General features: G+C 31.9%; 27 protein-coding genes and 2 tRNA genes. All 29 read left to right on the forward strand.

The genetic code is table 11. The features are described 5' to 3' along the window. Positions 1–158 precede the first annotated feature (158 nt). The 29 genes from ACR9ES_RS11595 to galE all read left to right on the forward strand — a co-directional run bounded on the left by ACR9ES_RS11595 (position 159) and on the right by galE (position 25,529). Entirely contained in the window at positions 159–842 is a 684-nt protein-coding gene (locus ACR9ES_RS11595) for a MotA/TolQ/ExbB proton channel family protein (protein ID WP_298999759.1), read from the forward strand. Between the two features lie 82 nt (positions 843–924). Then, complete coding sequence (locus ACR9ES_RS11600) at positions 925–1,317, forward strand: ExbD/TolR family protein (protein WP_435254315.1); 393 nt, start codon at positions 925–927, stop codon at positions 1,315–1,317. Further along, a complete protein-coding gene (locus ACR9ES_RS11605; RefSeq protein ID WP_435254316.1) occupies positions 1,318–2,130 on the forward strand; it encodes an energy transducer TonB family protein in 813 nt (270 codons plus the stop codon). Positions 2,131–2,409: 279 nt separating this feature from the next. Beyond that, positions 2,410–3,735 carry a UDP-glucose dehydrogenase family protein gene (locus ACR9ES_RS11610; protein WP_435254317.1) on the forward strand — a complete coding sequence of 442 codons (1,326 nt, stop codon included), beginning with the start codon at positions 2,410–2,412 and terminating at the stop codon, positions 3,733–3,735. After that, positions 3,735–4,745 (forward strand): NAD-dependent epimerase, encoded by a 1,011-nt coding sequence (locus ACR9ES_RS11615; RefSeq protein WP_435254318.1) that lies wholly within the window; start codon positions 3,735–3,737, stop codon positions 4,743–4,745. The genes ACR9ES_RS11610 and ACR9ES_RS11615 overlap by 1 nt, the downstream gene beginning before the upstream one ends. Positions 4,746–4,779: 34 nt before the next feature. Beyond that, positions 4,780–5,988 carry a bifunctional folylpolyglutamate synthase/dihydrofolate synthase gene (locus tag ACR9ES_RS11620; RefSeq protein ID WP_435254319.1) on the forward strand — a complete coding sequence of 403 codons (1,209 nt, stop codon included), beginning with the start codon at positions 4,780–4,782 and terminating at the stop codon, positions 5,986–5,988. 70 nt (positions 5,989–6,058) lie between these two features. Beyond that, positions 6,059–6,133 (forward strand) — tRNA-Val (locus ACR9ES_RS11625). 118 nt (positions 6,134–6,251) lie between these two features. Then, positions 6,252–6,326 (forward strand) — tRNA-Val (locus tag ACR9ES_RS11630). A 45-nt stretch (positions 6,327–6,371) separates the two neighbouring features. Further along, positions 6,372–6,476: a GIY-YIG nuclease family protein gene (locus tag ACR9ES_RS11635; RefSeq protein WP_435254320.1), complete on the forward strand. Its 105-nt coding sequence runs from the start codon at positions 6,372–6,374 to the stop codon at positions 6,474–6,476. Positions 6,477–6,744: 268 nt separating this feature from the next. Beyond that, positions 6,745–6,996 (forward strand): GIY-YIG nuclease family protein, encoded by a 252-nt coding sequence (locus tag ACR9ES_RS11640; RefSeq protein WP_435254321.1) that lies wholly within the window; start codon positions 6,745–6,747, stop codon positions 6,994–6,996. A gap of 178 nt (positions 6,997–7,174) precedes the next feature. After that, positions 7,175–7,375 carry a GIY-YIG nuclease family protein gene (locus ACR9ES_RS11645; RefSeq protein WP_435255646.1) on the forward strand — a complete coding sequence of 67 codons (201 nt, stop codon included), beginning with the start codon at positions 7,175–7,177 and terminating at the stop codon, positions 7,373–7,375. A 123-nt stretch (positions 7,376–7,498) separates the two neighbouring features. Next, the gene (locus ACR9ES_RS11650; RefSeq protein ID WP_435254322.1) at positions 7,499–7,603 is read left to right on the forward strand and encodes a GIY-YIG nuclease family protein; all 105 of its coding nucleotides are present in this window, start codon (positions 7,499–7,501) and stop codon (positions 7,601–7,603) included. A gap of 268 nt (positions 7,604–7,871) precedes the next feature. Next, positions 7,872–7,976 carry a GIY-YIG nuclease family protein gene (locus ACR9ES_RS11655; RefSeq protein ID WP_435254322.1) on the forward strand — a complete coding sequence of 35 codons (105 nt, stop codon included), beginning with the start codon at positions 7,872–7,874 and terminating at the stop codon, positions 7,974–7,976. Between the two features lie 2,377 nt (positions 7,977–10,353). Beyond that, positions 10,354–11,337, forward strand: coding sequence for an SDR family oxidoreductase (locus ACR9ES_RS11660; protein ID WP_435254323.1), 984 nt, complete (start codon positions 10,354–10,356; stop codon positions 11,335–11,337). 177 nt (positions 11,338–11,514) lie between these two features. After that, on the forward strand, positions 11,515–12,798 hold the full coding sequence (locus tag ACR9ES_RS11665) for a nucleotide sugar dehydrogenase (RefSeq protein ID WP_435254324.1): 1,284 nt from the start codon (positions 11,515–11,517) through the stop codon (positions 12,796–12,798). Between the two features lie 47 nt (positions 12,799–12,845). Then, positions 12,846–13,199, forward strand: coding sequence for a four helix bundle protein (locus ACR9ES_RS11670; protein WP_274635341.1), 354 nt, complete (start codon positions 12,846–12,848; stop codon positions 13,197–13,199). 166 nt (positions 13,200–13,365) lie between these two features. Continuing rightward, positions 13,366–14,298: a Gfo/Idh/MocA family oxidoreductase gene (locus ACR9ES_RS11675; RefSeq protein WP_435254325.1), complete on the forward strand. Its 933-nt coding sequence runs from the start codon at positions 13,366–13,368 to the stop codon at positions 14,296–14,298. A gap of 30 nt (positions 14,299–14,328) precedes the next feature. Beyond that, the gene (locus tag ACR9ES_RS11680) at positions 14,329–14,925 is read left to right on the forward strand and encodes an acyltransferase (protein ID WP_435254326.1); all 597 of its coding nucleotides are present in this window, start codon (positions 14,329–14,331) and stop codon (positions 14,923–14,925) included. Further along, positions 14,909–16,345, forward strand: coding sequence for a lipopolysaccharide biosynthesis protein (locus ACR9ES_RS11685; RefSeq protein ID WP_435254327.1), 1,437 nt, complete (start codon positions 14,909–14,911; stop codon positions 16,343–16,345). The genes ACR9ES_RS11680 and ACR9ES_RS11685 overlap by 17 nt, the downstream gene beginning before the upstream one ends. A 2-nt stretch (positions 16,346–16,347) precedes the next feature. Beyond that, positions 16,348–16,863, forward strand: coding sequence for an acyltransferase (locus ACR9ES_RS11690; RefSeq protein WP_435254328.1), 516 nt, complete (start codon positions 16,348–16,350; stop codon positions 16,861–16,863). Beyond that, positions 16,856–17,866 carry a polysaccharide deacetylase family protein gene (locus ACR9ES_RS11695; RefSeq protein ID WP_435254329.1) on the forward strand — a complete coding sequence of 337 codons (1,011 nt, stop codon included), beginning with the start codon at positions 16,856–16,858 and terminating at the stop codon, positions 17,864–17,866. The genes ACR9ES_RS11690 and ACR9ES_RS11695 overlap by 8 nt, the downstream gene beginning before the upstream one ends. After that, positions 17,857–19,269, forward strand: coding sequence for a glycosyltransferase family 39 protein (locus tag ACR9ES_RS11700; RefSeq protein ID WP_435254330.1), 1,413 nt, complete (start codon positions 17,857–17,859; stop codon positions 19,267–19,269). Before ACR9ES_RS11695 ends, ACR9ES_RS11700 begins: the two co-directional genes overlap by 10 nt. 10 nt (positions 19,270–19,279) lie before the next feature. Further along, positions 19,280–20,425, forward strand: a complete 1,146-nt coding sequence (locus ACR9ES_RS11705; protein ID WP_435254331.1) for a glycosyltransferase family 4 protein — start codon at positions 19,280–19,282, stop codon at positions 20,423–20,425. Further along, entirely contained in the window at positions 20,415–20,924 is a 510-nt protein-coding gene (locus tag ACR9ES_RS11710; protein ID WP_435254332.1) for an acyltransferase, read from the forward strand. Before ACR9ES_RS11705 ends, ACR9ES_RS11710 begins: the two co-directional genes overlap by 11 nt. Further along, positions 20,921–22,204: a phenylacetate--CoA ligase family protein gene (locus tag ACR9ES_RS11715; RefSeq protein ID WP_435254333.1), complete on the forward strand. Its 1,284-nt coding sequence runs from the start codon at positions 20,921–20,923 to the stop codon at positions 22,202–22,204. The genes ACR9ES_RS11710 and ACR9ES_RS11715 overlap by 4 nt, the downstream gene beginning before the upstream one ends. Next, positions 22,204–22,953, forward strand: a complete 750-nt coding sequence (locus ACR9ES_RS11720; RefSeq protein WP_435254334.1) for a glycosyltransferase family 2 protein — start codon at positions 22,204–22,206, stop codon at positions 22,951–22,953. The genes ACR9ES_RS11715 and ACR9ES_RS11720 overlap by 1 nt, the downstream gene beginning before the upstream one ends. Before the next feature lie 5 nt (positions 22,954–22,958). Further along, entirely contained in the window at positions 22,959–23,909 is a 951-nt protein-coding gene (locus ACR9ES_RS11725; RefSeq protein WP_435254335.1) for an MraY family glycosyltransferase, read from the forward strand. Between the two features lie 7 nt (positions 23,910–23,916). Then, complete coding sequence (locus tag ACR9ES_RS11730; RefSeq protein WP_435254336.1) at positions 23,917–24,501, forward strand: acetyltransferase; 585 nt, start codon at positions 23,917–23,919, stop codon at positions 24,499–24,501. A 53-nt stretch (positions 24,502–24,554) separates the two neighbouring features. After that, positions 24,555–25,529, forward strand: a complete 975-nt coding sequence (gene galE, locus ACR9ES_RS11735; RefSeq protein WP_435255647.1) for a UDP-glucose 4-epimerase GalE — start codon at positions 24,555–24,557, stop codon at positions 25,527–25,529. Positions 25,530–26,002: the final 473 nt, after the last annotated feature.

A 26,002-nucleotide genomic window follows, 5' to 3' on the forward strand; every position in this document is an offset into this window, starting at 1 on the left:
AGAGTTACACAGCTGTTTTTAGCAAACAAGCACAATAAAAAATAAAAGTCTTCCTTTAATGTAAATAATAAGGAAGACTTTTTACATCAAACAATTTTAAACAAAACAAATCGTTAATTATTTAGCGAAAACATTACATAAACCCTAATTTAGTATTCATGCTATTATTTCAAGAAACTCAGGAGTTGGTAGAGGAAGTTCCTCAAGAAAAAACCTTATCAATCTATAATTTAATTATGGATGGCGGTATAGGTGGGCAAATTATTATTGCGTTGTTATTTGTGTTGTTAGCAGTGGCGTTATATATTTATTTTGAACGTTTTTTTGCCATCAAAGAAGCTTCTAAAGTAGATGTAAATTTCATGGATCAAATTAGAGACCATGTAACCAACGGAAGAATAGATAGCGCAAAATCACTTTGTGATAATACGGTTACCCCAACAGCTAGATTAATAGGAAAAGGGATTTCTAGAATAGGAAAACCTTTGGAAGATATTAATACAGCAATAGAAAATGCAGGTAAATTAGAGGTTTATAAGCTAGAAAGAAATGTTTCAGTATTAGCAACCATCGCAGGAGCTGCGCCAATGATTGGGTTTTTAGGAACCGTAATTGGAATGATTGTTGCCATTCATGAGATAGCAAACTCAGGTGGACAAATAGATATTAAAATGTTATCAGACGGATTGTATACGGCTATGACAACGACGGTTGCTGGGTTAATTGTAGGGATTATCGCTTATATCGCATACAACCATTTAGTAGTTCGTACCGATAAAGTAGTGTACCAAATGGAAGCGAAGTCGGTTGAGTTTTTAGATTTATTAAATGAGCCAGTATAATTAAGTATAAAAGTCACAAAGTACGAAAGAAGCAAAGTAACTTTTAGACTTTTCAACTTTTAACTTTTTAAACTACATTCGAATGAATTTAAGAGGAAGAAATAAAGTCAATCCAAATTTCAATATGTCATCAATGACTGATATTGTTTTTTTGTTATTGATCTTTTTTATGCTAACATCAACATTGGTTACCGTGAGTGCGATTGATGTCTTGTTGCCTAAAGCAGGAGGAAAAACTGAAAATCAAACTTCGGTAGCAGTAACCATTACAAATGATGCTTCTTTTTATATTGATAAAACCAAGGTGAGTAATGCAAATTTAGAGCGAGAATTACTGAACAAAGTAGGGGCTGATAAAAAGAAAACAGTGGTAATTCGTGGCGATCAAAACGTGCAGTACAAAAACGTAATGCAAGTAATTGATATCGCGAACAGAAACAAGTTAAAAATGATTTTGGCTGTAAAAGGCAAATAAATGACAGTTTTAAATACCCAACATAAACGCAAGTCGGCGGTTATTACCACCATTATCCTGATACTGTTGTTAATCGGAATATTCAACTACGGAATGAAGTATTTAGATCCGCCTATTGAATACGGATTGGCAATCAATTTCGGGAATTCTGATGTGGGAAGCGGTGACCCTGTTGAAAAAACGAAGACAGAAGCAACTCCTCAGCAAGAAGAAGTGGTTGAAGAACAAGTAGAAGAAACGCCAGAAGAGCCTATCAAAGAAGAAATTATTACAAATGACACGGCTGAAGAAGTTTCTGTAGTTGAAAAAAAAGAAGTAAAGAAAGAACCTGTAAAGGAAACTCCGAAAGAAGAAAAGCCTAAAGAGCAACCAAAACCATCTAAAGAAACTACCGATGCGTTAAATAGTTTATTAAACGGAACATCTAAAGATGGGGCGAACACTGGTGAAGGAGATGATAAGCAAGCAGGGGTAAAAGGAAACGAAAGCGGAGATCCCAATTCAGATAAATATTACGGAAATTCAGGTAGTGGCTCTGGTGGAAATTATAATTTAGCAGGAAGAAAAGCCTTATCAAAACCTATTGAAAAACCCGATTGTCAAGAAGAAGGGACAGTAGTGGTAAGCATCGAGGTTGATAGAAATGGAAAAGTAACAAAAGCAATCCCTGGAGCTAAAGGGACTACAAATTCAGCTTCATGTTTATACGAAGCGGCAAAAAAAGCAGCTTTAAGAACGAAATGGAATGCTGATGGAAATGCTCCTTCAGTTCAAGGAGGGACAATTATCTACAAGTTTTCTCTTTCAAAATAAACTATCTTTGCCAAATAGTTGCAACAAAAAGGTATTCAAGTAGGTTGTGCAAACTAAAGGCACAACTATTGAAGAATTAATCTGATGTGTATTTTGAAACAAAAAACAGTATAGATTGTCAGTTCGAGTGATTTTGAGGTACGAAAAATCGTATCGAGAACTAATTTAAAAATCAATTTTTTCTCGATACAAATTTCACTCATAAGAATCGTGAAACACACTCGAATTGTCAGAATTTTATCAAAAGGCACAAAGGGTAAGAAATAAAAATACAAATACATGAAACTAACTGTCATCGGAACAGGCTATGTAGGATTGGTATCAGGGACTTGTTTCTCAGAAATGGGGAATAAAGTAACGTGTGTAGATATCGATCAAGAAAAAATAAATAAACTGCATCAAGGAATCATTCCTATCTACGAACCAGGATTAGAAAAAATGGTGTTGAAAAACGTAGAGAAACAAAATTTATTCTTTACAACGAAACTAGAAGAGGCGATTGAAGAAACCGAAATCGTATTTATTGCGGTAGGAACTCCAATGGGAGAAGACGGATCTGCAGATTTACAATACGTGTTAGCGGTAGCAAAAGAGATCGGTCAAAAGATGAATCACCGATTGATCGTGGTTGATAAATCTACCGTACCTGTAGGAACAGCTGATAAAGTAAAAGCAACAATTCAAGCAGAATTAGATAAAAGAAATGTAAAAATTGAGTTCGATGTAGTTTCAAATCCTGAATTTTTAAAAGAAGGAGATGCTATCAATGATTTCATGAAGCCAGACAGAGTGGTAATTGGAGCAGAATCTGACTATGCGTTTGAAAAAATGCGTCAGTTATATACACCGTTTACCATGTCACACGAACGTTTTATTGGAATGGATGTTCGTTCTGCGGAAATGACGAAGTATGCAGCAAATGCGATGTTGGCAACAAAAATTTCGTTTATGAATGAAATGGCGAATATTTGCGAACGAGTAGGAGCGGATGTAAACAATGTTCGAGCAGGAATCGGTTCTGATTCAAGAATTGGTTATAGTTTTATTTATCCTGGAGCTGGTTATGGAGGTTCTTGTTTTCCGAAGGATGTGAAAGCATTGAAAAAAATTGCGGAAGAAAACGGTTACGAAGCACAATTGATAAGGTCAGTTGAAGAAGTAAACAACCGTCAGAAGTTTGTAGTTGCTGAGAAAATCATCAAAAGATTTGGAGAAGATTTAACAGGAAAAACCTTTGGGTTATGGGGATTGGCATTCAAACCAGGAACCGATGACATGCGTGAGGCTCCAGCAATTTATGTGGTAAAAGAATTGGTGAAGAGAGGGGCTAAAGTGCAAGCTTATGACCCGAAGGCGATGGAAGAAGCACAGCATTTTTATTTAAAAGATGTTGAGAATATAGCTTATAAAAATGCGAAGTATGAAGTTTTAGCTGATGCTGAAGCATTGATATTATTGACAGAATGGAAAGAATTCCGTTCGCCAGATTTTTCTGAAATTGAAAAGCAACTGAAAACTCCTGTTATTTTCGATGGAAGAAATCAGTACAATAGTTACAATTTAGAAGAACGAGGATTTGAGTATTATCAAATAGGAAAGAACTAATGAAAATTTTAGTAACAGGAGCAGCCGGCTTTATTGGATTTCATTTAAGTGAAAGATTGTTAGCACTAGGACACACAGTTGTCGGGGTTGATAATATCAATGATTATTACGATGTCAATTTAAAATATGCTCGATTAAAAGAGTTGGGGATTGGTAGAGAGAATGCTGAGGTTTTTTATCAAGAAACGATTAGTTCAACAAATGAAAACTTCAAGTTTATCAGGTTGAACTTAGAGGATAAAGAAGAACTACTTCAATTATTTACTACTGAAAAATTTGAAGTGGTTTGTAACCTTGCTGCACAAGCAGGAGTTCGTTATAGCATCGAAAATCCTGATGCATACATTCAAAGTAACATTGTTGGTTTCCTGAATATTTTAGAATGTTGCAGACATCATGAAATTAAACATTTGGTGTATGCGAGTAGTTCAAGTGTGTACGGAGCCAATAAAAAAGTACCTTTTTCCGAAGAAGATAGTGTAGATAATCCTGTGAGTTTGTACGCAGCAACGAAAAAAAGTAACGAACTCATGGCGCATACCTACAGCCATTTGTATAAGATTCCAACAACAGGATTACGATTTTTTACCGTTTACGGACCATGGGGGAGACCAGACATGGCACCGATATTATTTGCTGAAGCTATTTCAAATGATCGTCCAATCAAAGTGTTTAACAACGGAGATATGGAACGCGATTTTACCTATATAGATGATATTGTAGAAGGAGTAAAGCGAGTCATAGAAAAGTCAGTTGAAAATAGAGAGCTGTATAAAATCTATAACATAGGGAACAACGATTCTGTAAAACTGCTGGATTTTATTACACAGATGGAAATGAGTTTAGGAAAAGATGCTACCAAAGAAATGTTGCCGATGCAGATGGGCGATGTAAAAAGAACTTGGGCAAATGTTGATGGTTTAATCAGTGATTACGAATACAAGCCTCAGGTAAAGGTAGCAGAAGGAGTGCATCGTTTTGTACAATGGTATCAAAAATATCATAGTTAGTTTATAAAAACTTCAGTTATAATATAATTGTTTAATGACTTATCAAGAAGTACTAGATTGGATGTTTGCTCAGTTGCCAATGTACCAACGTCAAGGACAAACAGCATTTAAAAAAGATTTAACCAATATCGTTGCGCTATGCGAGGAGCTTGATAATCCACATAAAAAGTTCAAAACGATTCATGTAGGAGGAACAAACGGAAAAGGATCCACTAGTCATATGCTTGCTTCTATATTACAAGAGGCGGGTTATAAGGTTGGATTGTATACGTCTCCACATTTAAAAAACTTCACAGAACGCATTCGAATCAACGGAGAAGAGATTTCCAGAGATGTGGTAATTGATTTTATAGTAAACAATAAAGCCTTTTTAGAAAATCAAGGATTGTCTTTTTTTGAAATGACAGTAGGGATGGCATTTGAAGAATTTGCCAATCAAAAAGTAGATATTGCGATTATTGAAGTAGGTTTGGGAGGAAGATTAGATTCTACCAATATAATTACGCCTGAAGTTTCGGTAATTACGAATATCGGATTGGATCACACCCAGTTTTTAGGAGAAACCTTGCTAGAAATAGCGTTTGAAAAAGCAGGAATCATCAAACAGAATACTCCTGTAGTTATTGGGGAACGCCAAAAAGAAACAGAAAATGTTTTTATCGCTAAAGCGGAAGAATGCAAAGCTCCAATAGTTTTTGCTTCAGATAACCAAAAAAACTATACAACGGATTTATTAGGAGACTATCAAAAGCACAATGTAACCACAGCGGTAACTGCAATTCAACAAGTAAAAGAGTATACAATTTCTGAAGAAAATATTAAAAACGGATTGTTAAACGTAGTAAAAAACACCAATTTAAAAGGTCGTTGGCAGGTGTTACAGAACAATCCGAAGGTAATTTGTGATACAGCACATAACAAAGAAGGATTATTTTATACCTTAGAACAATTAAAAAAGGAAAATTATAAGCAATTACACATCGTTTTAGGAGTAGTTTCAGATAAAAATTTGAGTGAAATTTTACCCATGTTTCCAAAAAATGCGATGTATTATTTCTGTAAACCAAATATTCCTCGTGGGTTGTCAGCAGATGAATTAAAAGTCCAAGCTAACGAATTTGGATTGGTAGGAGAGGTGTTTGGTTCTGTAAGTCAGGCACTTGAAAAGTCTAAAGCAAATGCATCTGAGAAGGATGTAATCTACGTGGGTGGAAGCACATTTGTAGTGGCAGAAATTTTATAGAAAAAAAATGAAAAAAGTTATTGTCAATCTCTAAAACTGTTATATATTTGCATCCGCAATTAACAAGTAAGGGCGCGTAGCTCAGTTGGTTCAGAGCACTTGGTTTACACCCAAGGGGTCAGGGGTTCGAATCCCTTCGCGCCCACAACTCTTACAAAGATTTAATTGCAAACGAGCGCGTAGCTCAGTTGCTTTAGAGTATTCCGATTGACATCGGGAGAGTCAGGGTTACCACTCGAAACCTTAACGAGTTTAAATAAAAAGGGCGCGTAGCTCAGTTGGTTCAGAGCACTTGGTTTACACCCAAGGGGTCAGGGGTTCGAATCCCTTCGCGCCCACAGATAAAACCTCTACATTTTGTAGAGGTTTTTTACTTTATAGCTATGAGTTACTTTGTTTATATTTTGTATTCAAAAACTTTAGATAAATATTATATCGGTTCTACGAATGACGTGGAAAACCGATTAAGAAAACATTTGTCAAATTAAAGGATATACATCAAAAGCAAAAGACTGGATTGTGGTGTATCAAGAAGTGTGTGGTTCTAAAGAGTTAGCGGTTAAAAGAGAGTTTTCGATTAAAAAATGGAAGAGTAGAAAGATGATAGAGGTTTTAATTGAGAAGAATAGGTAGAGGGTCAGTGTTAATCCTGATGCTAATCGGGAGGTTCGAATCCCTTTCCCGAAATGAATTCGGGACAAGCAGCGCCCACAGATAAAACCTCTACATTTTGTAGAGGTTTTTTATTTTACAGCTATGAATTACTTCGTTTATATTTTGTATTCAAAAACTTTAGATAAATATTATATCGGTTCTACGAATGACGTGGAAAACCGATTAAGAAAACATTTGTCAAATCATAAAGGATATACATCAAAAGCAAAAGACTGGATTGTGGTGTATCAAGAAGTGTGTGGTTCTAAAGAGTTAGCGATTAAAAGAGAATTTGCGATTAAAAAATGGAAGAGTAGAAAGATGATAGAGGTTTTAATTGAGAAGAATAGGTAGAGAGTCAGTGTTTATCCCGATGCTAATCGGGAGGTTCGAATCCCTTTCCCGAAATGAATTCGGGACAAGCAGCGCCCACAGATAAAACCTCTACAAAATGTAGAGGTTTTTTTATTTTACAGCTATGAATTACTTCGTTTATATTTTGTATTCAAAAACTTTAGATAAATAATATTATATCGGTTCTGCGAATGACGTGGTAAACCGATTAAGAAAACATTTGTCAAATCATAAAGGATATACATCAAAAGCAAAAGACTGGACTGTGGTGTATCAAGAAGCGTGTGATTCTAAAGAGGTAGCGGTTAAAAGAGAGTTTTCGATTAAAAAATGGAAGAGTAGAAAGATGATAGAGGTTTTAATTGAGAAGAATAGGTAGAGGGTCAGTGTTTATCCCGATGCTAATCGGGAGGTTCGAATCCCTTTCCCGAAACGAATTCGGGACAAGCAGCGCCCACAGATAAAACCTCTACATTTTGTAGGGTTTTTTTATTTTACAGCTATGAATTACTTCGTTTATATTTTGTATTCAAAAACTTTAGATAAATATTATATTGGTTCTACGAATGACGTGGAAAACCGATTAAGAAAACATTTGTCAAATTAAAGGATATACATCAAAAGCAAAAGACTGGATTGTGGTATATCAAGAAGCGTATTTTTCCAAAGAAGTAGCAGTTAAAAGAGAATTTGAGATTAAAAAATGGAAGAGTAGAAAGATGATAGAGGTTTTAATTGAGAAGAATAGGTAGAGGGTCAGTGTTTATCCCGATGCTAATCGGGAGGTTCGAATCCCTTTCCCGAAATGAATTCGGGACAAGCAGCGCCCACAGATAAAACCTCTACATTTTGTAGGGGTTTTTTATTTTACAGCTATGAATTACTTCGTTTATATTTTGTATTCAAAAACTTTAGATAAATATTATATTGGTTCTACGAATGACGTGGAAAACCGATTAAGAAAACATTTGTCAAATTAAAGGATATACATCAAAAGCAAAAGATTGGATTGTGGTATATCAAGAAGCGTATTTTTCCAAAGAAGTAGCAGTTAAAAGAGAATTTACGATTAAAAAATGGAAGAGTAGAAAGATGATAGAGGTTTTAATTGAGAAGAATAGGTAGAGGGTCAGTGTTTATCCCGATGCTAATCGGGAGGTTCGAATCCCTTTCCCGAAATGAATTCGGGACAAGCAGCGCCCACAGATAAAACCTCTACATTTTGTAGAGGTTTTTTGCTTTATAGCTATGAGTTACTTTGTTTATATTTTGTATTCAAAAAGGTTGATATTCCAAAGTGTTTCCGACCTACCGAAGATTTATCGTAAAATTTGAAGTGAAGTTCTTGTAAAATTTTAGGCTGTTTGAGCCTAAACGAAATTTTATTCAAAGTACTATTTTTTAAAGGCGAGTTCCTAAAATTTAGAGAACGAGCAAAAAATTTAGATAAAGGTTCGTAAGTCTAGATTTTTTTGGTTCGTTTTTTCATCGATGGAAAAAATGAACAACATAAAAGTAATGTCATTTCGACCGTAGGAAGAAACCTTTAGGTTCAGCGTAGCTAAATCTTAAAGTTGTGAGTTCCTTCTTTTAATAAGATTTAGCTGCGCTGAACCTAGCGGTTTCTCACATTCGTTATCACTCAGTTCGAAATGACGTTTTGATTGAAAGGAGAGGGTTTCTTTTTCATAAGAATAGTGCGCAAAAGCTTCGAGATTCAGGCGTGAAACGCCGCGAAGTTTTGCCTACGATTCTGCATGGCAGAAATTCCTATTGAAAAAGTGTCCTTTTTTGATTCGTTTTTTGGACAAGCAAAAAATGAAAGGAGGGTAAAAAAAAGATCCTTATCACAAACTAAAACTGAACGCTGCACCCCGATCGTAGTCGAAGGGTAATCAAAAAGAAAGGATACGTCATCCTGTTCCGAAATTTCGGAAGATTTCAGGATTTCGTTGTATAGAACCGTCAAAAACAACCCCGACCTATTTTCATTTAGTAGAATCCAAGAATAATAACTTCTTTTTCATAAGAATAGTACTCAAAAGCTTCGAGATTCAGGCGTGAAACGCCGCGAAGTTTTGCGTACGGTTCTGCGCAGCAGAAATTCCTATTGAAAAAGTGTCCTTTTTTGATTCGTTTTTTGGACAAGCAAAAAATGAATGGAGAGTAAAAAGAAAAGACCGTTACCACAAACTGACACTGAGCGCTGAACCCTGAGCGTAGTCGAAGGGTAATCAAAATGGCAGTAATACAATTTTAAGGACAAGAGCGTAAAAGAAGAACCCGGCCTACCGAAAATTTATCGTAAAATTTGAAGTGAAGTTCTTGTAAAATTTTAGGCTGTTTGAGCCTAGACGAAATTTTATTTAAAGTACTATTTTTAAAGGCGAGTTCCTAAAATTTAGAGAACGAGCAAAAAATTTAGATAAAGGTTCGTAAGTCTAGATTTTTTTGGTTCGTTTTTTCATCAATGGAAAAAATGAACAACATAAAAGAAAGCTAGTCATTTCGACCGTAGGGAGAAATCTTTAGGTTAAACGTAGCTGCATTTTTAGGTTATGTGAGGCTATTTCTCAAAAAAGTGAGCTATTCCATTTTAATAAGATTTAGCTGCGCTGAACCTAGCGGTTTCTCACATTCGTTATCACTCAGTTCGAAATGACGTTTTGATTGAAAGGAGAGAGTTTCTTTTTCATAAGAATAGTACGCAAAAGCTTCGAGATTCAGGTGTGAAACGCCGCGAAGTTTTGCGTGCGGTTCTGCAAGGCAGAAATTCCTATTGAAAAAGTGTCCTTTTTTGATTCGTTTTTTGGACAAGCAAAAAATGAATGTGGGGAATAAATAGAAAAGACCGTTGCCATAAACTGATACTGAACGCTGCACCCCGAGCGTAGTCGAAGGGTAATCAAAATGGCAGTAATACAATTTTAAGGACAAGAGCGTAAAAGAATAACCCCGACCTACCGAAAATTTATCGTAAAATTTGAAGTGAAGTTCCCGTAAAATTTTAGGCTGTTTGAGCCTAGACGAAATTTCATTTAAAGTACTATTTTTTAAAGGCGAGTTCCTAAAATTTAGAGAACGAGCAAGAAATTTAGATAAAGGTTCGTAAGTCTAGATTTTTTTGGTTCGTTTTTTCATCAATGGAAAAAATGAACAGTATAAAGATTGTCACATCAAGTGATTTCTCGGAGAGAAGGGGAGAATCCCGACGCCTCGGGAGTATCTTTATATCTTGTGGAATAGAAGTAATAACTTATACTACAGGCTTTTTTGTTTTATAACCTTTTATTAATATTGTTTTTTGTAGTTTTGCGGACTAATAAAAGAGAAAAAGAAATTTTTAACTTCTTAAAAATGAATATAGATCTTTCCGAAAAGAAAATAGTAGTTACTGGAGGTGCTGGTTTTATAGGTTCCAATCTTTGTGAGGTACTATTAGAAAAGAACAACAAAGTAGTGTGTTTAGATAACTTCGCTACAGGGAAAAGAGAAAATATAGCGCACCTTCATGAAAATCCAAATTTCAAATTAATAGAAGGTGATATAAGAAATTTAGAAGATTGTAAGAATGCTGTTGAAGGAGCAGATTTTGTACTACATCAAGCAGCTTTAGGTTCGGTACCTAGATCAATTAATGATCCTATTACCTCTAACGACGTAAATGTGGGAGGATTTCTTAATATGTTAGTAGCCTCTAGAGATGCAGGGGTAAAGCGTTTTGTATACGCTGCCAGTTCTTCAACTTATGGAGATTCAAAAGGATTACCAAAAGTAGAAGATGTGATAGGGAAACCATTATCTCCTTATGCTATCACAAAATATGTGAATGAATTGTATGCAGATGTTTTTGCAAAAACCTATGGTTTAGAAACAATCGGACTCCGTTATTTCAATGTATTTGGTAGAAAGCAAGATCCAAATGGAGCGTATGCAGCAGTAATTCCAAAGTTCGTAGGGCAATTTATGAAAGGTGAGTCACCTACAATTAACGGAGATGGGAATTATTCAAGAGACTTCACCTACATTGATAATGTAATTCAAGCAAACTTATTGTCTTTGGTGGCTGATAAGCCTGAAGCGATAAATACGGTGTATAATGTAGCTTATGGAGATAGAAATACACTAAACGATTTGGTAGGGTATTTAAAAGAATATCTGTCTGAATTTGATGCATCAATAAAAAATATAGAAGTACAACACGGGCCTAATAGAGTAGGGGATATCCCTCATTCTTTAGCAAGTGTAGAAAAAGCAACAAAATTATTAAACTATAATCCACAATACTCACTTCAGCAAGGGTTAAAAGAAGCGGTGAAGTGGTATTGGGAGAATTTGTAATTGGAAGGTATTTAGTCTAAGACTAAATTATATTTCAGAAGTAGACTTTTTAAAAGTTTTAGAAACAATAATTAGCTAGTAAAAAAGAATAGTTGGATTAATAAAGAAAATAGTTAATAAGTAAAATAAGACCAGTCTTAGTCTAAGTCAACGTCTAAGTCTTAGTCAAAAAAAATAATGAAGCAACCAAAAATAGCTGTTATAGGATTAGGGTATGTAGGATTACCGTTAGCAAGATTATTCGCTACAAAATATCCTACCGTTGGTTTTGATATTAATACAGAACGTGTAGCAGAATTAATGTCGGGAACAGATACTACGTTGGAAGTAGAGGATGAGATATTACAATCAGTATTAGTAGAAAAGCCATCAGATGTAAATGGATTGTTTTGTTCTACTTCTTTAGAAGATATTAAAGAGTGTAACTATTATATAGTAACAGTACCAACTCCGGTTGATAAGAATAACCGTCCTGTATTAACTCCTTTGGTAAAAGCGAGTGAAACAGTAGGAGCAGTGTTAAAGCAAGGAGATATTGTAGTGTATGAGTCGACAGTGTATCCTGGTGCAACTGAGGAAGAATGTATTCCTGTGTTAGAAAGGGTATCTGGATTAGAATTCAATAAAGATTTTTACGGAGGATATTCTCCAGAACGTATCAATCCAGGAGACAAGGAGCATACGGTTGAAAAAATTTTGAAAGTTACTTCAGGGTCTACACCTGAAATAGGAAAAAAAGTAGACGACTTATATAAATCGGTGATTACTGCAGGGACACATTTAGCACCAACAATTAAAGTAGCAGAAGCAGCAAAAGTAATCGAGAACTCTCAAAGAGATATTAACATTGCTTTTGTAAATGAGTTAGCTAAAATATTTGGTTTGATGGATATCAATACACACGATGTGTTAGAAGCAGCAGGAACCAAATGGAACTTTTTACCATTCAAACCTGGATTAGTTGGAGGGCATTGCATAGGAGTAGATCCTTATTATTTAGCACAAAAGGCTCAAGAATATGGGTATCATCCAGAAATAATCTTGGCAGGACGTAGATTAAATGATAGCATGGGAGAGTACGTGGCTTCAGAGGTAGTAAAACTGATGATTAAAAAAGATATTCGTGTAAAAGATGCGAACGTTTTAGTGTTAGGAGTAACCTTTAAAGAGAATTGTCCTGATGTACGAAATACCAAGGTAGTAGATGTAGTTGCTGCTTTAAAAGAGTACGGAACAGATGTTACCATTTACGATCCTTGGGCAAATGAAGAGGAAGTGAAGCATGAATACGGATTAACGTCAACAAGAGATTTGCCAAATAAAACTTTTGATGCGATTGTATTAACAGTAGCGCATAAAGAGTTTGAAGACTTAGATTTTTCATCATTACGAAACGAAAGATCAGTAGTATACGATGTGAAAAACGTATTAGCTACGACAATAAAAGATAAAGGGCTTTAGTGGATTGAAACTAAGACATAGACTAAAAAAAGTTGAGAGAAAGGAGGATGAGAGATTTTAGAAAATATGATATTTGGCAAGATGCTATTAGCTTGATTGATGTTGTTTATGATGTCGTTTCTAGGTTTCCTGAAACGGAAAAATTCAGCTTAAGCACACAAATTATTAGAGCAGCGGTTTCTATTCCTTCGAATATAGCTGAAGGAAGTTCTAGAGAATCAGAAAAAGATTTTGCCAGATTTTTGCAAATAGCCCTTGGATCATGCTTTGAATTAGAAACACAAATTATCATTGCGATGAGAAGAAATTATATGAACCAAGAGTCGGGAGATAACATTGTGATGAAGATTCAGAGCATACAGAAAAGGATTAATGGTTTAAAAAGAAAATTAAAGAAATGATTTATAAAAACGTTGTTTTTAAGGAAAATTATAGTCTAAGTCAACGTCAACGTCAACGTCAACGTCTAAGTCTGAGCCTAAGTCAACGTCAATGTCTAAGTCAACGTCTAAGTCAACGTCAACGTCTAAGTCTAAGTCAACGTCTAAGTCAACGTCAACCTCAACCATGAAAAACTTTGCACTCATAGGAGCTGCAGGATATATTGCTCCACGTCATTTAAAAGCAATTAAAGACACGAATAATGTCTTAGTAGCTGCGTTAGACAAAAATGATAGCGTAGGAATATTAGATAGTTACTTCCCGAAAGCAGATTTTTTTGTAGAGTTTGAACGTTTTGATCGCCATATTGAAAAATTAAAACGACAACAAAATATCCAATTGGATTATGTAAGTATCTGTACGCCCAATTATTTACACGATTCTCATATTCGTATGGCATTGCGCAGAGGGGCGGACGCGATTTGTGAAAAACCATTGGTGTTAAATCCATGGAATGTAGATGCCCTAGAAGCAATTGAAAAGGAGACAGGAAACAGAATCAATACGATATTGCAATTACGATTACACCCGAGTATCATCGCTTTAAAAAATAAAATTGAAAAAGAAAATAAAAAGGAGAAGTACGAAGTAGATTTAACCTACATTACTTCGAGAGGAAATTGGTATGATATTTCTTGGAAAGGGGATGAGAGTAAATCGGGAGGAATAGCAACCAACATCGGAGTACATTTTTTTGATATGTTGTCTTGGATTTTTGGAAATGTACAAGAAAATAAAGTGCATCTAAGAGAAAAACACAAAGCTTCAGGTTATTTAGAATTTGAAAAAGCGCGTGTTCGTTGGTTTTTATCGATTGATGAAACTACTTTACCAAAAGAAATTCAAGAAAAAGGACAACGCACCTATCGTTCTATTACAGTAAATGGGGAAGAAATTGAGTTTAGCTCAGGTTTTACCGATTTACACACTACTAGTTATCAAGAAATCCTAAAAGGAAATGGCTTTGGTTTACAAGAAGCAAGACAGTCGATAGAGGTTGTGCATGATATAAGGAATGTAGAGTTAACAAAAGTTAGTGATTTACACCCATTTTTTTAGTAAAGATGAAAAATACACATTGTTTGTCTAATGATTGATATAGTTTATAATATAAGAAGAGGTTATAGATTTATACTTTCTTTAATGTATAATTTGATTTTATTTAAAGGAAAAAGTAAAAGGTTGTATGTTGGATTAAATGTTTTTTTTATAGGAAAGGTAAAGCTTGGTAAGAATATTAGAATATATGATAATTCTAAAGTTAAAGGTAATGTTACTATAGGAGATGGAACTGTTTTATGTGAAAACACAGAAGTAAGAACTACTTTTTCAGAGATAGTTATAGGTAGAAATTGTTCTGTTAATAGAAACTCAATGATATTAGGAAAGGTGGTAATTGGTAATAATACATTAATAGCTCCTAATGTTGTTATAGTTGGTTCAAATCATATTTTTAATAATCCAAATGAATTGATTAAAAATCAAGGTGTTGTGTCAAAAGGAATTAATATATCAGATGATGTGTGGATTGGAGCTAACGTTACAATAACTGATGGTGTCAGTATAGGAAAAGGGTGTGTTGTAGGAGCAGGTTCTGTAGTAACTAATGATATACCGGATTATTCTATAGCAGTTGGTGTACCAGCAAAAATAGTGAAAAAGAGAGGTAATGAGTTTAAAGAATAAAACCATAATAGGTGTTTTTTGGGGAGCGGTTGAAAAGTTTTTAGGTTACGGTATACAATTCTTTTTTAATATTATTTTGGCGAGACTTTTAACTCCTGAAGATTTCGGAGTTATAGGTCTATTGGTTGTGTTTACAGCATTATCTCAAGTGATAACAGATAGTGGTTTTTCACAGGCGCTAATAAGAAAAGAAGAAGTAACTCAGGAAGAATATTCCTCGATTTTTTTTCTAAATATTTTTCTGGGATGTTTGCTATATTCTTTATTATTTATCGGAGCTCCCTTTATAGCAGATTTTTATAATTATCCAAAGTTATCAAATATATCAAGGATAGTATTTTTAATCATAATAGTTAACTCCTTTGGTGTTGTTTTAAATGCTATAATTGTTAGAGAAATTAATTTTAAGGTATTGGCAAAGAGAACAATATTAAGTAACTTATTGTCTGGAATAATAGGTGTTTTTTTTGCTTATAAAGGTTTTGGAGTTTGGTCTTTAGTAATTCAATTAGTTTTGTCAGCATTTTTTAAGATTATTTTGCTTTGGCAATTTACTAACTGGAGACCATCTTTATACTTTAAGCTTTCTCCTATAAAAGAAATGTTCAGTTTTAGTTTTTATATAATGCTTTCCAAGGCTTTAGATGTATTAGCTTCAAACTTACAAATCTTATTAATAGGAAAGTTTTATTCAAAAAAAGATTTAGGTTATTATACACAGGCTTATACTTTGGAGAGTATGCCTGCGACGACAATAACTACTGTTGTAAAAAATGTTACCTATCCTTCTATTTCTAAAATTAAAGATGATATTAACCAAGTTAAAAATGCATATAGAAAAGTTATAACAATTTCATGCTTTGTTGTTTTTCCTTTAATGGCTATACTTATGCTTACTGGTGATTTGATTATTCCTTTATTGTTGTCTAATAAATGGGAGCCTTCAATTCAGTATTTTAAACCATTATGTCTTATTGGAGCCGTTTTTCCATTATACTCTATAGGAATGAATCTTTTTATGGTAACAGGAAATACAAAAAAGCTATTTAAAGTTAGTATGACAAAAAGAGTAATAACAATCTTATTTATTGTTATTTCTGTTAGTTATGGTATTTATGCGTTAGTTTGGGGGCAAATAGTAGCTGCAATAATTAATTCAATTATTACAATGTATTATTCAGGGAAAGAGATAAATTATACTTTTAAAGAACAGCTAAAAGATATTAGTAAGATATTTCTGGTTTCATTAACAATGTTTTTATCAATCTTACTAGCAAAAAAGTACATATTGATTGTTAACGATTTTTATGTATTAGTCTCTAGCTCTTTGATAGGGCTAATAGTATATGTTTTATTATCTAAGCTATTTAAAATTGAAGCATTCGTTAATGTTATGAGTATTTTGCAACTAAAAAAATAAATATGAGATTATTAAAAAAAATAATTTTTTCATTCTACAAAAGAATAACAGATACTTTTAAATGGTATTTATTCAAAATAGCTAAAAATTGGATTATTCTTAATAGAATACATGTAAGTTTAAGACCCTTTTTATGGAGAATTACAGGGTGTAAAATAGGAAAAAATGTTTCTATAGGTTATGATGTATACTATGATGTAGGTAATGCTAATTTAATAACAGTAGAAGATAATGTTTGGATAACTAGTAGAACTTTATTACTTGCTCATAGACGAGATATGAAAGACTATTACTTGGGAGATGATTATAATAAACTACCATATGTTAAAGAAAATATAATACTCCAAAAAGGTTGTAGTATAGGTATGGGGTCAATTATTCTGCCAGGTGTAACAGTGGGAGAGGGAGCTATTGTTGGCGCAGGATCCGTAGTGGTTAAAGACGTGCCTGATTGGACTATAGTTGTAGGTAATCCTGCTAAAGTTGTGAAAAAAATAGAAGAAAGAAAAGATGTTTAGAAAAAAAAATATAGCTAAAATTATTGGTAAAACATTTTTACCACATACTTTTCATTTATTAAGTAACAAACCTAAAATTTTGTTTTATCACGGTGTTGAAAATGATTCAAACATAAAAGATAGTATTGTTCAAGCCAACCAAATGCCAGTTTCAATTTTTGAAAGGCAAATAAAGTATTTAAAGAAAAAGTATAATGTAATTTCTTTGGATGAGTTTTATTATAAATTATTAGATAATAAAAAATTTAAAGGAAATGAGTTAGTAATAACTTTTGATGATGGTTATAGAAACAATTTAACAGTAGCAGCCCCAATACTTAAGGCTAATAATTTTCCGTTTACAGTTTTTATTTGCCCTGATTTAATAGAAAATAGTCTTAGAGTTCCTACATTTTATGTTAGATCATCAATATTATATTCAGAAAAAAAGTTTTTAGATTTAGAAGGTATAAATATAAAACTCAAGATTGAAACAAAATCTGATAAATTAGAGTCTATAGATACATTAATAAAAATAATAAAGACCGCTCCAAAAAATAAAGTAGATTTAATTTTAAAAGATTTAAATCAAAACCTAAGTGTAAATGAAATTGAATTGATTAAGAATAAATTTATCTCAGAAGATTTAATGAATTGGGAGGAGGTAAATGAGATAATAGATTATGATTGTATTATAGGTTCTCACTGTTTAGATCATACTATTTTACATAGTAATCAAAATGATGAAGAGGTAGATAAACAATTAATACTTAGTAAAAAAAGTATTGAAAATAAAATAACTAAATCAAGTAATTATTTTGCTTTTCCTAATGGAGATAAAAGTTCTGTATCTGATTACTCTCTTTCCAGGGTAAATAACTATTATGATTTAGGATTTGCAGTTGATGGCTCTTCAGTTACTAACAATAAAATGAACTATGTTTCAAGAATTGGAATAGCAAATGATTATGATTTGTTTAAATTTCAAGTTGAAATTTTATCTCAATACAAAGCATGGAGTTAATTAATAAAATGTTGAGTCAATGGAAAAGTTATTTGTTTTTTTCCATACTTTTTGTTTTCATTAGTTCATTATCACTAGTGGGATCATTTAATTTGGCTCACATCAGTTTATTAATACTTCCAATACTATATTGGTTTGTTTTTTTATTATATAAAAGAAATCTATTTATTAAGGATAAAGTCTTTGTATACAAGATTTTTTTTATTTCGTTAATAGTTAGGGTACTAGGTGTTTTTGTATTTGCCGATATATTGTTAAATTTAAATGGTTATCCTTTTTTGTCTATGAAGGATGACTATAATTATCAACAGGCATCAATAGAAATAGTTAATAGGTGGAGGGTGTCAGGTATTGGGTTTTACTCTGATATTTGGTTCTCTACTGGGTTTTATTCAGGGTTTCCAAACTTTAGTGCATTCTTAATGTATGTTTTTGGAGATAGTATTTATGTACCAAGGCTAGGTAATGCCTTTTTTTCTTCATTAACATCTGTATTAGCATACCAAATAGTAAGTTCTTTTACTACTCAAAAAAGAGCAAGGTTAGTAGCAGTAATATTTGTGTTCTCTCCTTTATTATTTAGTTTTTCATCCTTACAATTAAAAGATACAGTTCTGTTATATTTAACTTTTGCAGTAGTAAAAAGATTAATATTTATTATAGAAAATAAATCAAATATAACAAACCTTATACTATTAGGGATTTATCTCTTAATAATAGTTTTTTTTAGGGCAGCAACAATCATCCCATTACTAGTTTCATTTTTAATAATTTTATTTATTAAGAGTAAAAAGCAACGAAAAATAAGTTTGTATAATATTATAAGTTTAAGTGTTATAATTTTTACTCTTATATATGGATGGAAGTTTTTAACAGAATTAAACGGAGTAGATTCTCTAGAGTTATACGTAACATCAAGATATGATAAAATGCAAAATCAGAGCTTTGAAAATTCTGAAATCGGAGGCGGAAAAAATATTATTAAATTTTTGGGAACACCAGTGTATTTCTTATTCAGTTTTTTTTTACCACCAGCACTTTTAGTTAATTTACCGAATATGGAAACAATTAATTATACTCTTTTTGGGTTGGTTTTTCACTATTCTTTAATTCCTTTTCTTATAGTTGCTGTAGTGAATACCTTTAAAGAAAGAAAGAAGAATATTATACCCTTTTTCTTACTTTTACTTTTTTTTATGTTTAAACTAGGGCAAGCCAATAGTTTACTAAGTGTTTTTAATACAAGACAATCGTTAGGTGGTATATATTTAATGTACTTAATGTTACCTATGTTTTTTATTGATAATAAGTATTATTATTTAAAAAATAAAACTTTTATTATTTCTTTAATTGTGATGCTTGCATTCACATATGTAAGACTTAATTCTAGAGGTATAATATAAAAAGTAAACTATGAAATCAATCTTAGTCCATGCATGGACATTACATAAAAAAGAAAATAAATATTATATACCATATACACATTGGGTGTATTTACAAGAAATAGTAAAGTATTACGATAAAGTATGTTTGTTATCTCCAGTAAATAAAAGTTTACAAGATGAATCCCAATATGAATCTGTAAGTGTATTTGAAAATGTAGAAGTACATGAGTTACCATTTTCAGAAGGATACATAGATGCGATTAAATATTTTTTTACGTATAAGAAAGCATATAAAGAGTTAGCACCTCAATATGATGAGGTTTATGCTCGTTATCCAATACCTTTTGGTTGGCTACAACAAAAATATTTTAGAAACAAGAAGAAAATTATTCACTTTGTAGGAGACCCTATCGACACTATAATAAACAACCCTAATTTATCATTTTTAAAGAAAAAATTATACACTACTTTTTTTAAACCAGAAAATTATATGTTTACAAAGGCATGTAAGCAAGCTAGTGTATATACAAATGGTTACCACATAGCTGAAAGATTAAATAAAAAGGGAATTCAAGCTACTCCTTTAGTATCATCAACATTAAATAAAGATGACTTTTACTTTAATAATGATAAAATAATTAATACAGAAGCTCCAAAAATAATTTATGTGGGGTATCTAAGAAAGGCAAAAGGGGTTGAAACAGTTGTAAATTCATTTGCTCTTTTGCAAAGAGAAAAGCCCAATGCTAGTTTGACTATTGTTGGTCATGGTGAGTCTGAAGAATTACTTAAAAATATTGTAAAAGAACAAAACATTTTTAATGTTTTGTTTACTGGACATGTAGATAATCGCGAAAAACTGAATGAATTGCTAAGATCTCACGATATTTTTTGTTTTGCAAGCTTGTCAGAAGGATCACCGAGAGTAATTTTAGAAGCTATGGCTAATGGTTTAGCAGTAGTAAGTACTCCTGTGGGATCATTACCACATACTTTTGTAGATAAAGAAGATATTTTATTTGCTAATTTTAATGACTCAGAAGATTTTAAAAACAAGTTACTAACTATTTCTTCTAATAAGGCTCATTATGATAAAATTAGAAAGAACTCTTTTAAAAAAGTAGCGACTTTTACAATAGATAATTTTATTAAAAAAATTTTTTATGAAGCATAAGTTAATTTTAATATATGCATGGTTAATTAGAACCTGTTTCTTTTTTGTGCCCGATTTTCCTTTTACAATGAGAGTTAGAGGTTTTTTTTATGGGTTAGTGATGAAAAAATGTGGTAAAGATTTTCAAGTAACTAATAATGCTTTATTAAAAGGGGTTCAAAATTTTGAAATAGGGAGCAATGTTTTCATAGGGAACAACACAGTAATAATGGGAAGTGGAAATTTAATAATTGAAGATGAAGTAATGATTGCCCCAGGTACAGTTATTGTAATAGGTAATCATACTTCGAGTAATAAATCATTTAGGTATGGTAAAATAAATAAAGGAGAGGTGAAGATAGGTAAAGGTTCTTGGGTTGGAGGAAATTGTACTATAGCTATAGGAGCTGAATTACCTTCAAATTCTATACTTGGAGCTAATAGTTTTTTAAATAAAAAGTTCAGTGAACCAGACTCTCTTTATGCTGGGGTACCATCCAAATTTATTAAAAAGATATGATAAAGGAGCTTTTTTTTCGGCTAGGAGTTAAATATAGAAATCCAAACTTAGTCAAATTATATAAGGAGTTGATTAAAACGGATTATGCTTCATTAGAGGAGTTAAAGTTAATCCAAGAACAAAAATTTAATTCATTAATTGATGTCGCTTTTAAGAATTCGTCTTATTTAAAAGATAAATATTTAGATTATGGTGTTAAAAGAGAGGATATTAAGTCTGTTGAAGATATTCATAAACTTCCAATTTTAGATAAAGAAGAATTAAGGAAAAATGCAGAAAACATTAAGACTAATTTACAATTTAAAAAGTTAATAAAGTCAGAGACATCAGGTACAACAGGACAACCTTTAACATTTTATAAAAATGAGGAATGGGACTCAATGAATAGAGCAGCTATGTATAGAGGGTATAGTTGGTATGGAGTAAATCCTTGGGATAGAAATGGTTATTTTTGGGGATATAATCCATCATTCAAAAGTATACTAAAAAATTCAGTTTTAGACTTTCTGCAAAATAGGTTTAGAATTTTTTCTTATAATGAAAAAGGAATTTTGAAGTTCTCAAAAAAAATAAAAAAAGCCAAGTATATAGAAGGTTATTCTTCTATGATTTATGAGGTAGCAAAAAAAATTAATAATTTAAAATTAGAAAGACCTAGAAACATAAAATTAATAAAAGGAACTTCTGAAAAGATATACGATAATTATCATCAAGAAACAATTAAAGCTTTTGGTAAAAAAATAGTGAGTGAATATGGAGCAGCAGAAGCGGGTTTAATAGCTTTTGAATGCCCTGAAGGATATATGCATATTAATTCAGAAAATGTAATTGTTGAAGAAGAGAGAGGTGAGGTTTTAGTTACTAATTTAATGTCATTATCATTTCCCATTATTAGGTACAGATTAGGAGACAAAATAGAGTTAGCACAAGATGATTTTAACTGTACATGTGGAAGAAAACATCCTGTTATTCTTAATGTTTTAGGGAGAGTTGGTAAAAATGTTGTTGGATATAAAAATTCTTATCCAAGTTTAACATTTTATTATGTATTTAAAAATTTAGCATTGAATCATGATGTAGTTTTAAACTATCAAGCTGTTCAAGAGGAAAAAGGAAAGGTCTTACTAAAAATAGAACAAAATAATATAGAAGTAGAGAATTATATAAAGACAGAGTTACAAAAATATTTTGAAAAGGATATTGAATTTCAAATTATGTTTAACTCTAAGTTGCATGAGATGGAAGGGAAATTAAGAGATTTTATTACTACTTTGGAATAATGAAGGTTTCGATAATTACGCCAGTATATAATGCAAGCCGTTTTTTAGAAAAAACAGCAGCATCTGTTTTTAATCAAACGTATACTAATTGGGAGTGGATTTTAGTAGATGATTGCTCTACAGATAGTTCTTGGGAAATATTAAAAGAGTTGTTAAAAAAAGATAATAGAGTTAAAATTTTTAAAAATGAAAAAAATTTAAAATCAGGTAAAACAAGAAATTTTGCTATTGAAAAAGCACAAGGGAGGTTTATTGCTTTTTTAGATAGTGATGATTTATGGCATAAAGACAAGTTAAGTATTCAAATACCATTTATGGTAGAGAATCAATATTATTTTTCTCATACATCTTATGGGTATATTAGTGAAGAAGGAAAAAAAATTAAATCTACATTTCATGTAAGTACAAAAGTTAATTATAAAAACTTATTAAAAAGAACTGAAATAAGCTGTTTAACTGCAATATATGATGCTGAAAAAATTGGTAAGTTTTATATGTCAGAACATGCTAGAAAACAAGATTATGCTTTATGGTTATCTATTTTAAAAAGTGGAACAGTTTGTTATGGTATAGATCAAGAATTGGCATATTACAGACAAGTAAAAAATTCAGCAACGAGTAAAAAATATAAGCTAGTTTTAAAGCATATTACTTTTTTAAAAGAAACTCAAAACTTTTCAACAGTTAAAGCATTGTACTATACAGCATATTGGATGGTCAATGGCTTTATAAGATATTTTATAAAATAAGAGCTATGAATTATATAATAGTTTTTTTAGTATTAACATTTCTATCTATAATTTATTTAAAGTTAGCAGATAAATTAAATATTATAGATAAACCAAACCACAGAAGCTCACACACCTCACCAACAATTAGGGGCGGAGGTATTTTATTTTTTTTAGCAATACTTATTTTTTTTGTTAGTTCAGGATTTCAGTACCCTTACTTTGTACTAGGAGTTTCATTAATTGCTATTGTAAGTTTTGTAGATGATATAATTACACTAAGTTCTAGCTTTAGATTACCTTTTCAGTTTTTGGCAATAGTTTTATGTTTGTATCAAATAGGGTATTCTCCAAATGATCTTTTAGTTTTAATTCCATTGTTAATTGTTGGAGTAGGGTTTATTAACATATATAATTTCATGGATGGAATTAACGGGATAACGGGACTGTATAGTATTGTAAGTTTATTAGGAATTTTACTTATAAATAGTAAAGAAAACATAATTGATAATAATTTAATTGTTTATAGTTTAATGTCTCTAGTTGTTTTTGGATTCTATAATTTTCGGAAAAAAGCAAGAATGTTTGCAGGTGATATTGGAAGTATCTCTATAGCAGTATTACTATTTTTTATAGGGGTTTACTTTATAAAAGAGCTAAAGGCTCCAGTAATTATTCTTTTAGTAGCTGTTTATGGAGCAGATACAATATTAACTATAATATATAGAAAATCGATAGGGGAAAGTTTAACTCAAGCTCATAGGCTCCATATCTATCAAAAAATGGTGCATACCTTAAATTTATCTCATTTAAAGGTTTCAACAATTTATGTGTTAATACAAATGATAATTAATACTATAGTGTATTATACTTATGACTTAAAAATTTCTTATCAATACTTAATAATCGTATTAGTTTCACTAATATTAACAGTTTTCTATTATTTTATGTTTAAAAGTGTAGAAAAAATAAAATAATAGCATAATGAGAAAGATTGGAATAGTAGGTGCTGGAGGATTGGGTAGAGAAGTTTTAGGAATTCTAGAGAGTATTAATAGAAAAAAAAAATATTGGGATATTATAGGTTTTTTTGATGATAACTCTCATGATGAATTGATAAATGGATTACCTGTAATTGGAAATATTGATTCGATAAATAAAATCAACGAAGATTTAGCGATTGTTATAGGGGTAGGAAATCCAAATATAAAAGAAAAAATAATAAACAGAATAGAGAATCAGAATATAAGTTTTCCAACTATTTTGCATCCAACAGTAGAAATTTATTCAGAGAGTACGGTAAATTTAGGGAAGGGAATTGTAATAGGAGCTAATTCGGTTTTAACTACAAATATTAGTGTTGGAGATTTTGTATACATAAATACAGCTTCTATTATATCTCATGATACTAAAATAGGCGAGTATAGTATGATTATGCCTACAGTGTCAATTTCGGCTGGAGCTACAATTGGAAAAAAAGTATATATAGGTAATGGAACAAAAATTGATCAGCCAGTTATTATTGAAGATAATGGTTTTATTAAAGCAGGAACATTTTTTTCTAAATAAGGTTTAATACGTACAGAATGAAAAAGATACTAGTAACAGGAGGTTGAGGTTTTATCGGTTCACATGTAGTGGTAGAACTACAAAGTGCAGGCTTTGAAGTAGTAATTATTGACGACTTATCGAATTCTAAAATTGAAGTATTAGAGCAAATTACTGAGATTACCAATGTTAAACTAGACTTTCACCAGATAGATTTACGAGATAAAGAAGTTGTAAGTAGCTTTTTTAATGAGAATATAATTGATGGAGTGATACATTTTGCTGCTTCTAAAGCAGTTGGAGAAAGCGTTCAAAAACCGTTGGATTATTATGAAAATAATATCAATGCCTTAGTGTATCTGTTACAAGAAATGAAAGATCGAAATATAGATCATTTTATCTTCAGTTCATCGTATACTGTATATGGACAAGCAGATGAGTTACCAATTACAGAAGCAGCACCTATTAAACCAGCAGAGTCTCCTTATGGAAATACCAAGCAGATAGGAGAAGAAATTATAAAAGATAGTTGTAAAGCGTATGACATTAATGCCATAGCTTTACGATACTTTAATCCGATAGGAGCACATGAGTCAATTAAAATTGGAGAGTTACCATTAGGAGTACCACAAAATTTGATTCCATTTATCACACAAACAGCGGCAGGAATTAGAGAAGAACTAGCAGTTTTTGGAGATGATTATCCAACCCCAGATGGTACTGCAATTCGTGATTATATCCATGTAGTTGATTTAGCAAAAGCGCATGTAAAAGCTTTAGAACGTTTACTGAATAAAGAAAATGAAGAAAATTTCGAATTTTTTAATGTAGGAACAGGAAAAGGAAGTTCTGTAATGGAAATTATTAAAACCTTTGAAAAAGTAACGCAACAATCATTAAGTTATAAAATAACGAATAGAAGAGAAGGAGACATCACAGCTGCCTATGCAGATACTACAAAAGCGAATGTAGTATTAGGTTGGAAACCCCAAGAGACACTAGAAGAAGCGTTGCTTTCCGCTTGGAAATGGCAACAAAAACAGAAATAATAAGAAACAAAACGTCATTTCGACCGCAGGGAGAAACCTTTGTGTTCAGCGTAGCTAAATCTTAAAGTTGCGAGTTACTCCTCTTAATAAGATTTCTCACATTCGTTACCACTCATGTTCGAAATGACGTTTTGTTTTTTTGATTAAAACGAGGAACCTCTTTTTCAAAGAATAGGAAGCAAAAGCTTCGAGATTCAGGCGTGAAACGCCGCGAAGTTTTGCGTACGGTTCTGCGCAGCAGAAATTCCTATTGAAAAAGTGTCCTTTTTTGATTCGTTTTTTGGATAAGCAAAAAATGAATGGGGGAATAAAAAGAAAAGCACGTCATTTCGACCGCAGGGAGAAACCTTTAGGTTCAGCGTAGTTAAATCTTTAGGTTCAGTGTAGCTAAATCTAAAACCCCGACCTATTTTCATTTTAGTAGAACCCAAGAATAATAACCTCTTTTTCATAAGAATAGTACGCAAAAGCTT

The sequence above is a fragment of the Tenacibaculum sp. A30 genome, assembly GCF_051200845.1.
Classification (GTDB): Bacteria; Bacteroidota; Bacteroidia; order Flavobacteriales; family Flavobacteriaceae; genus Polaribacter.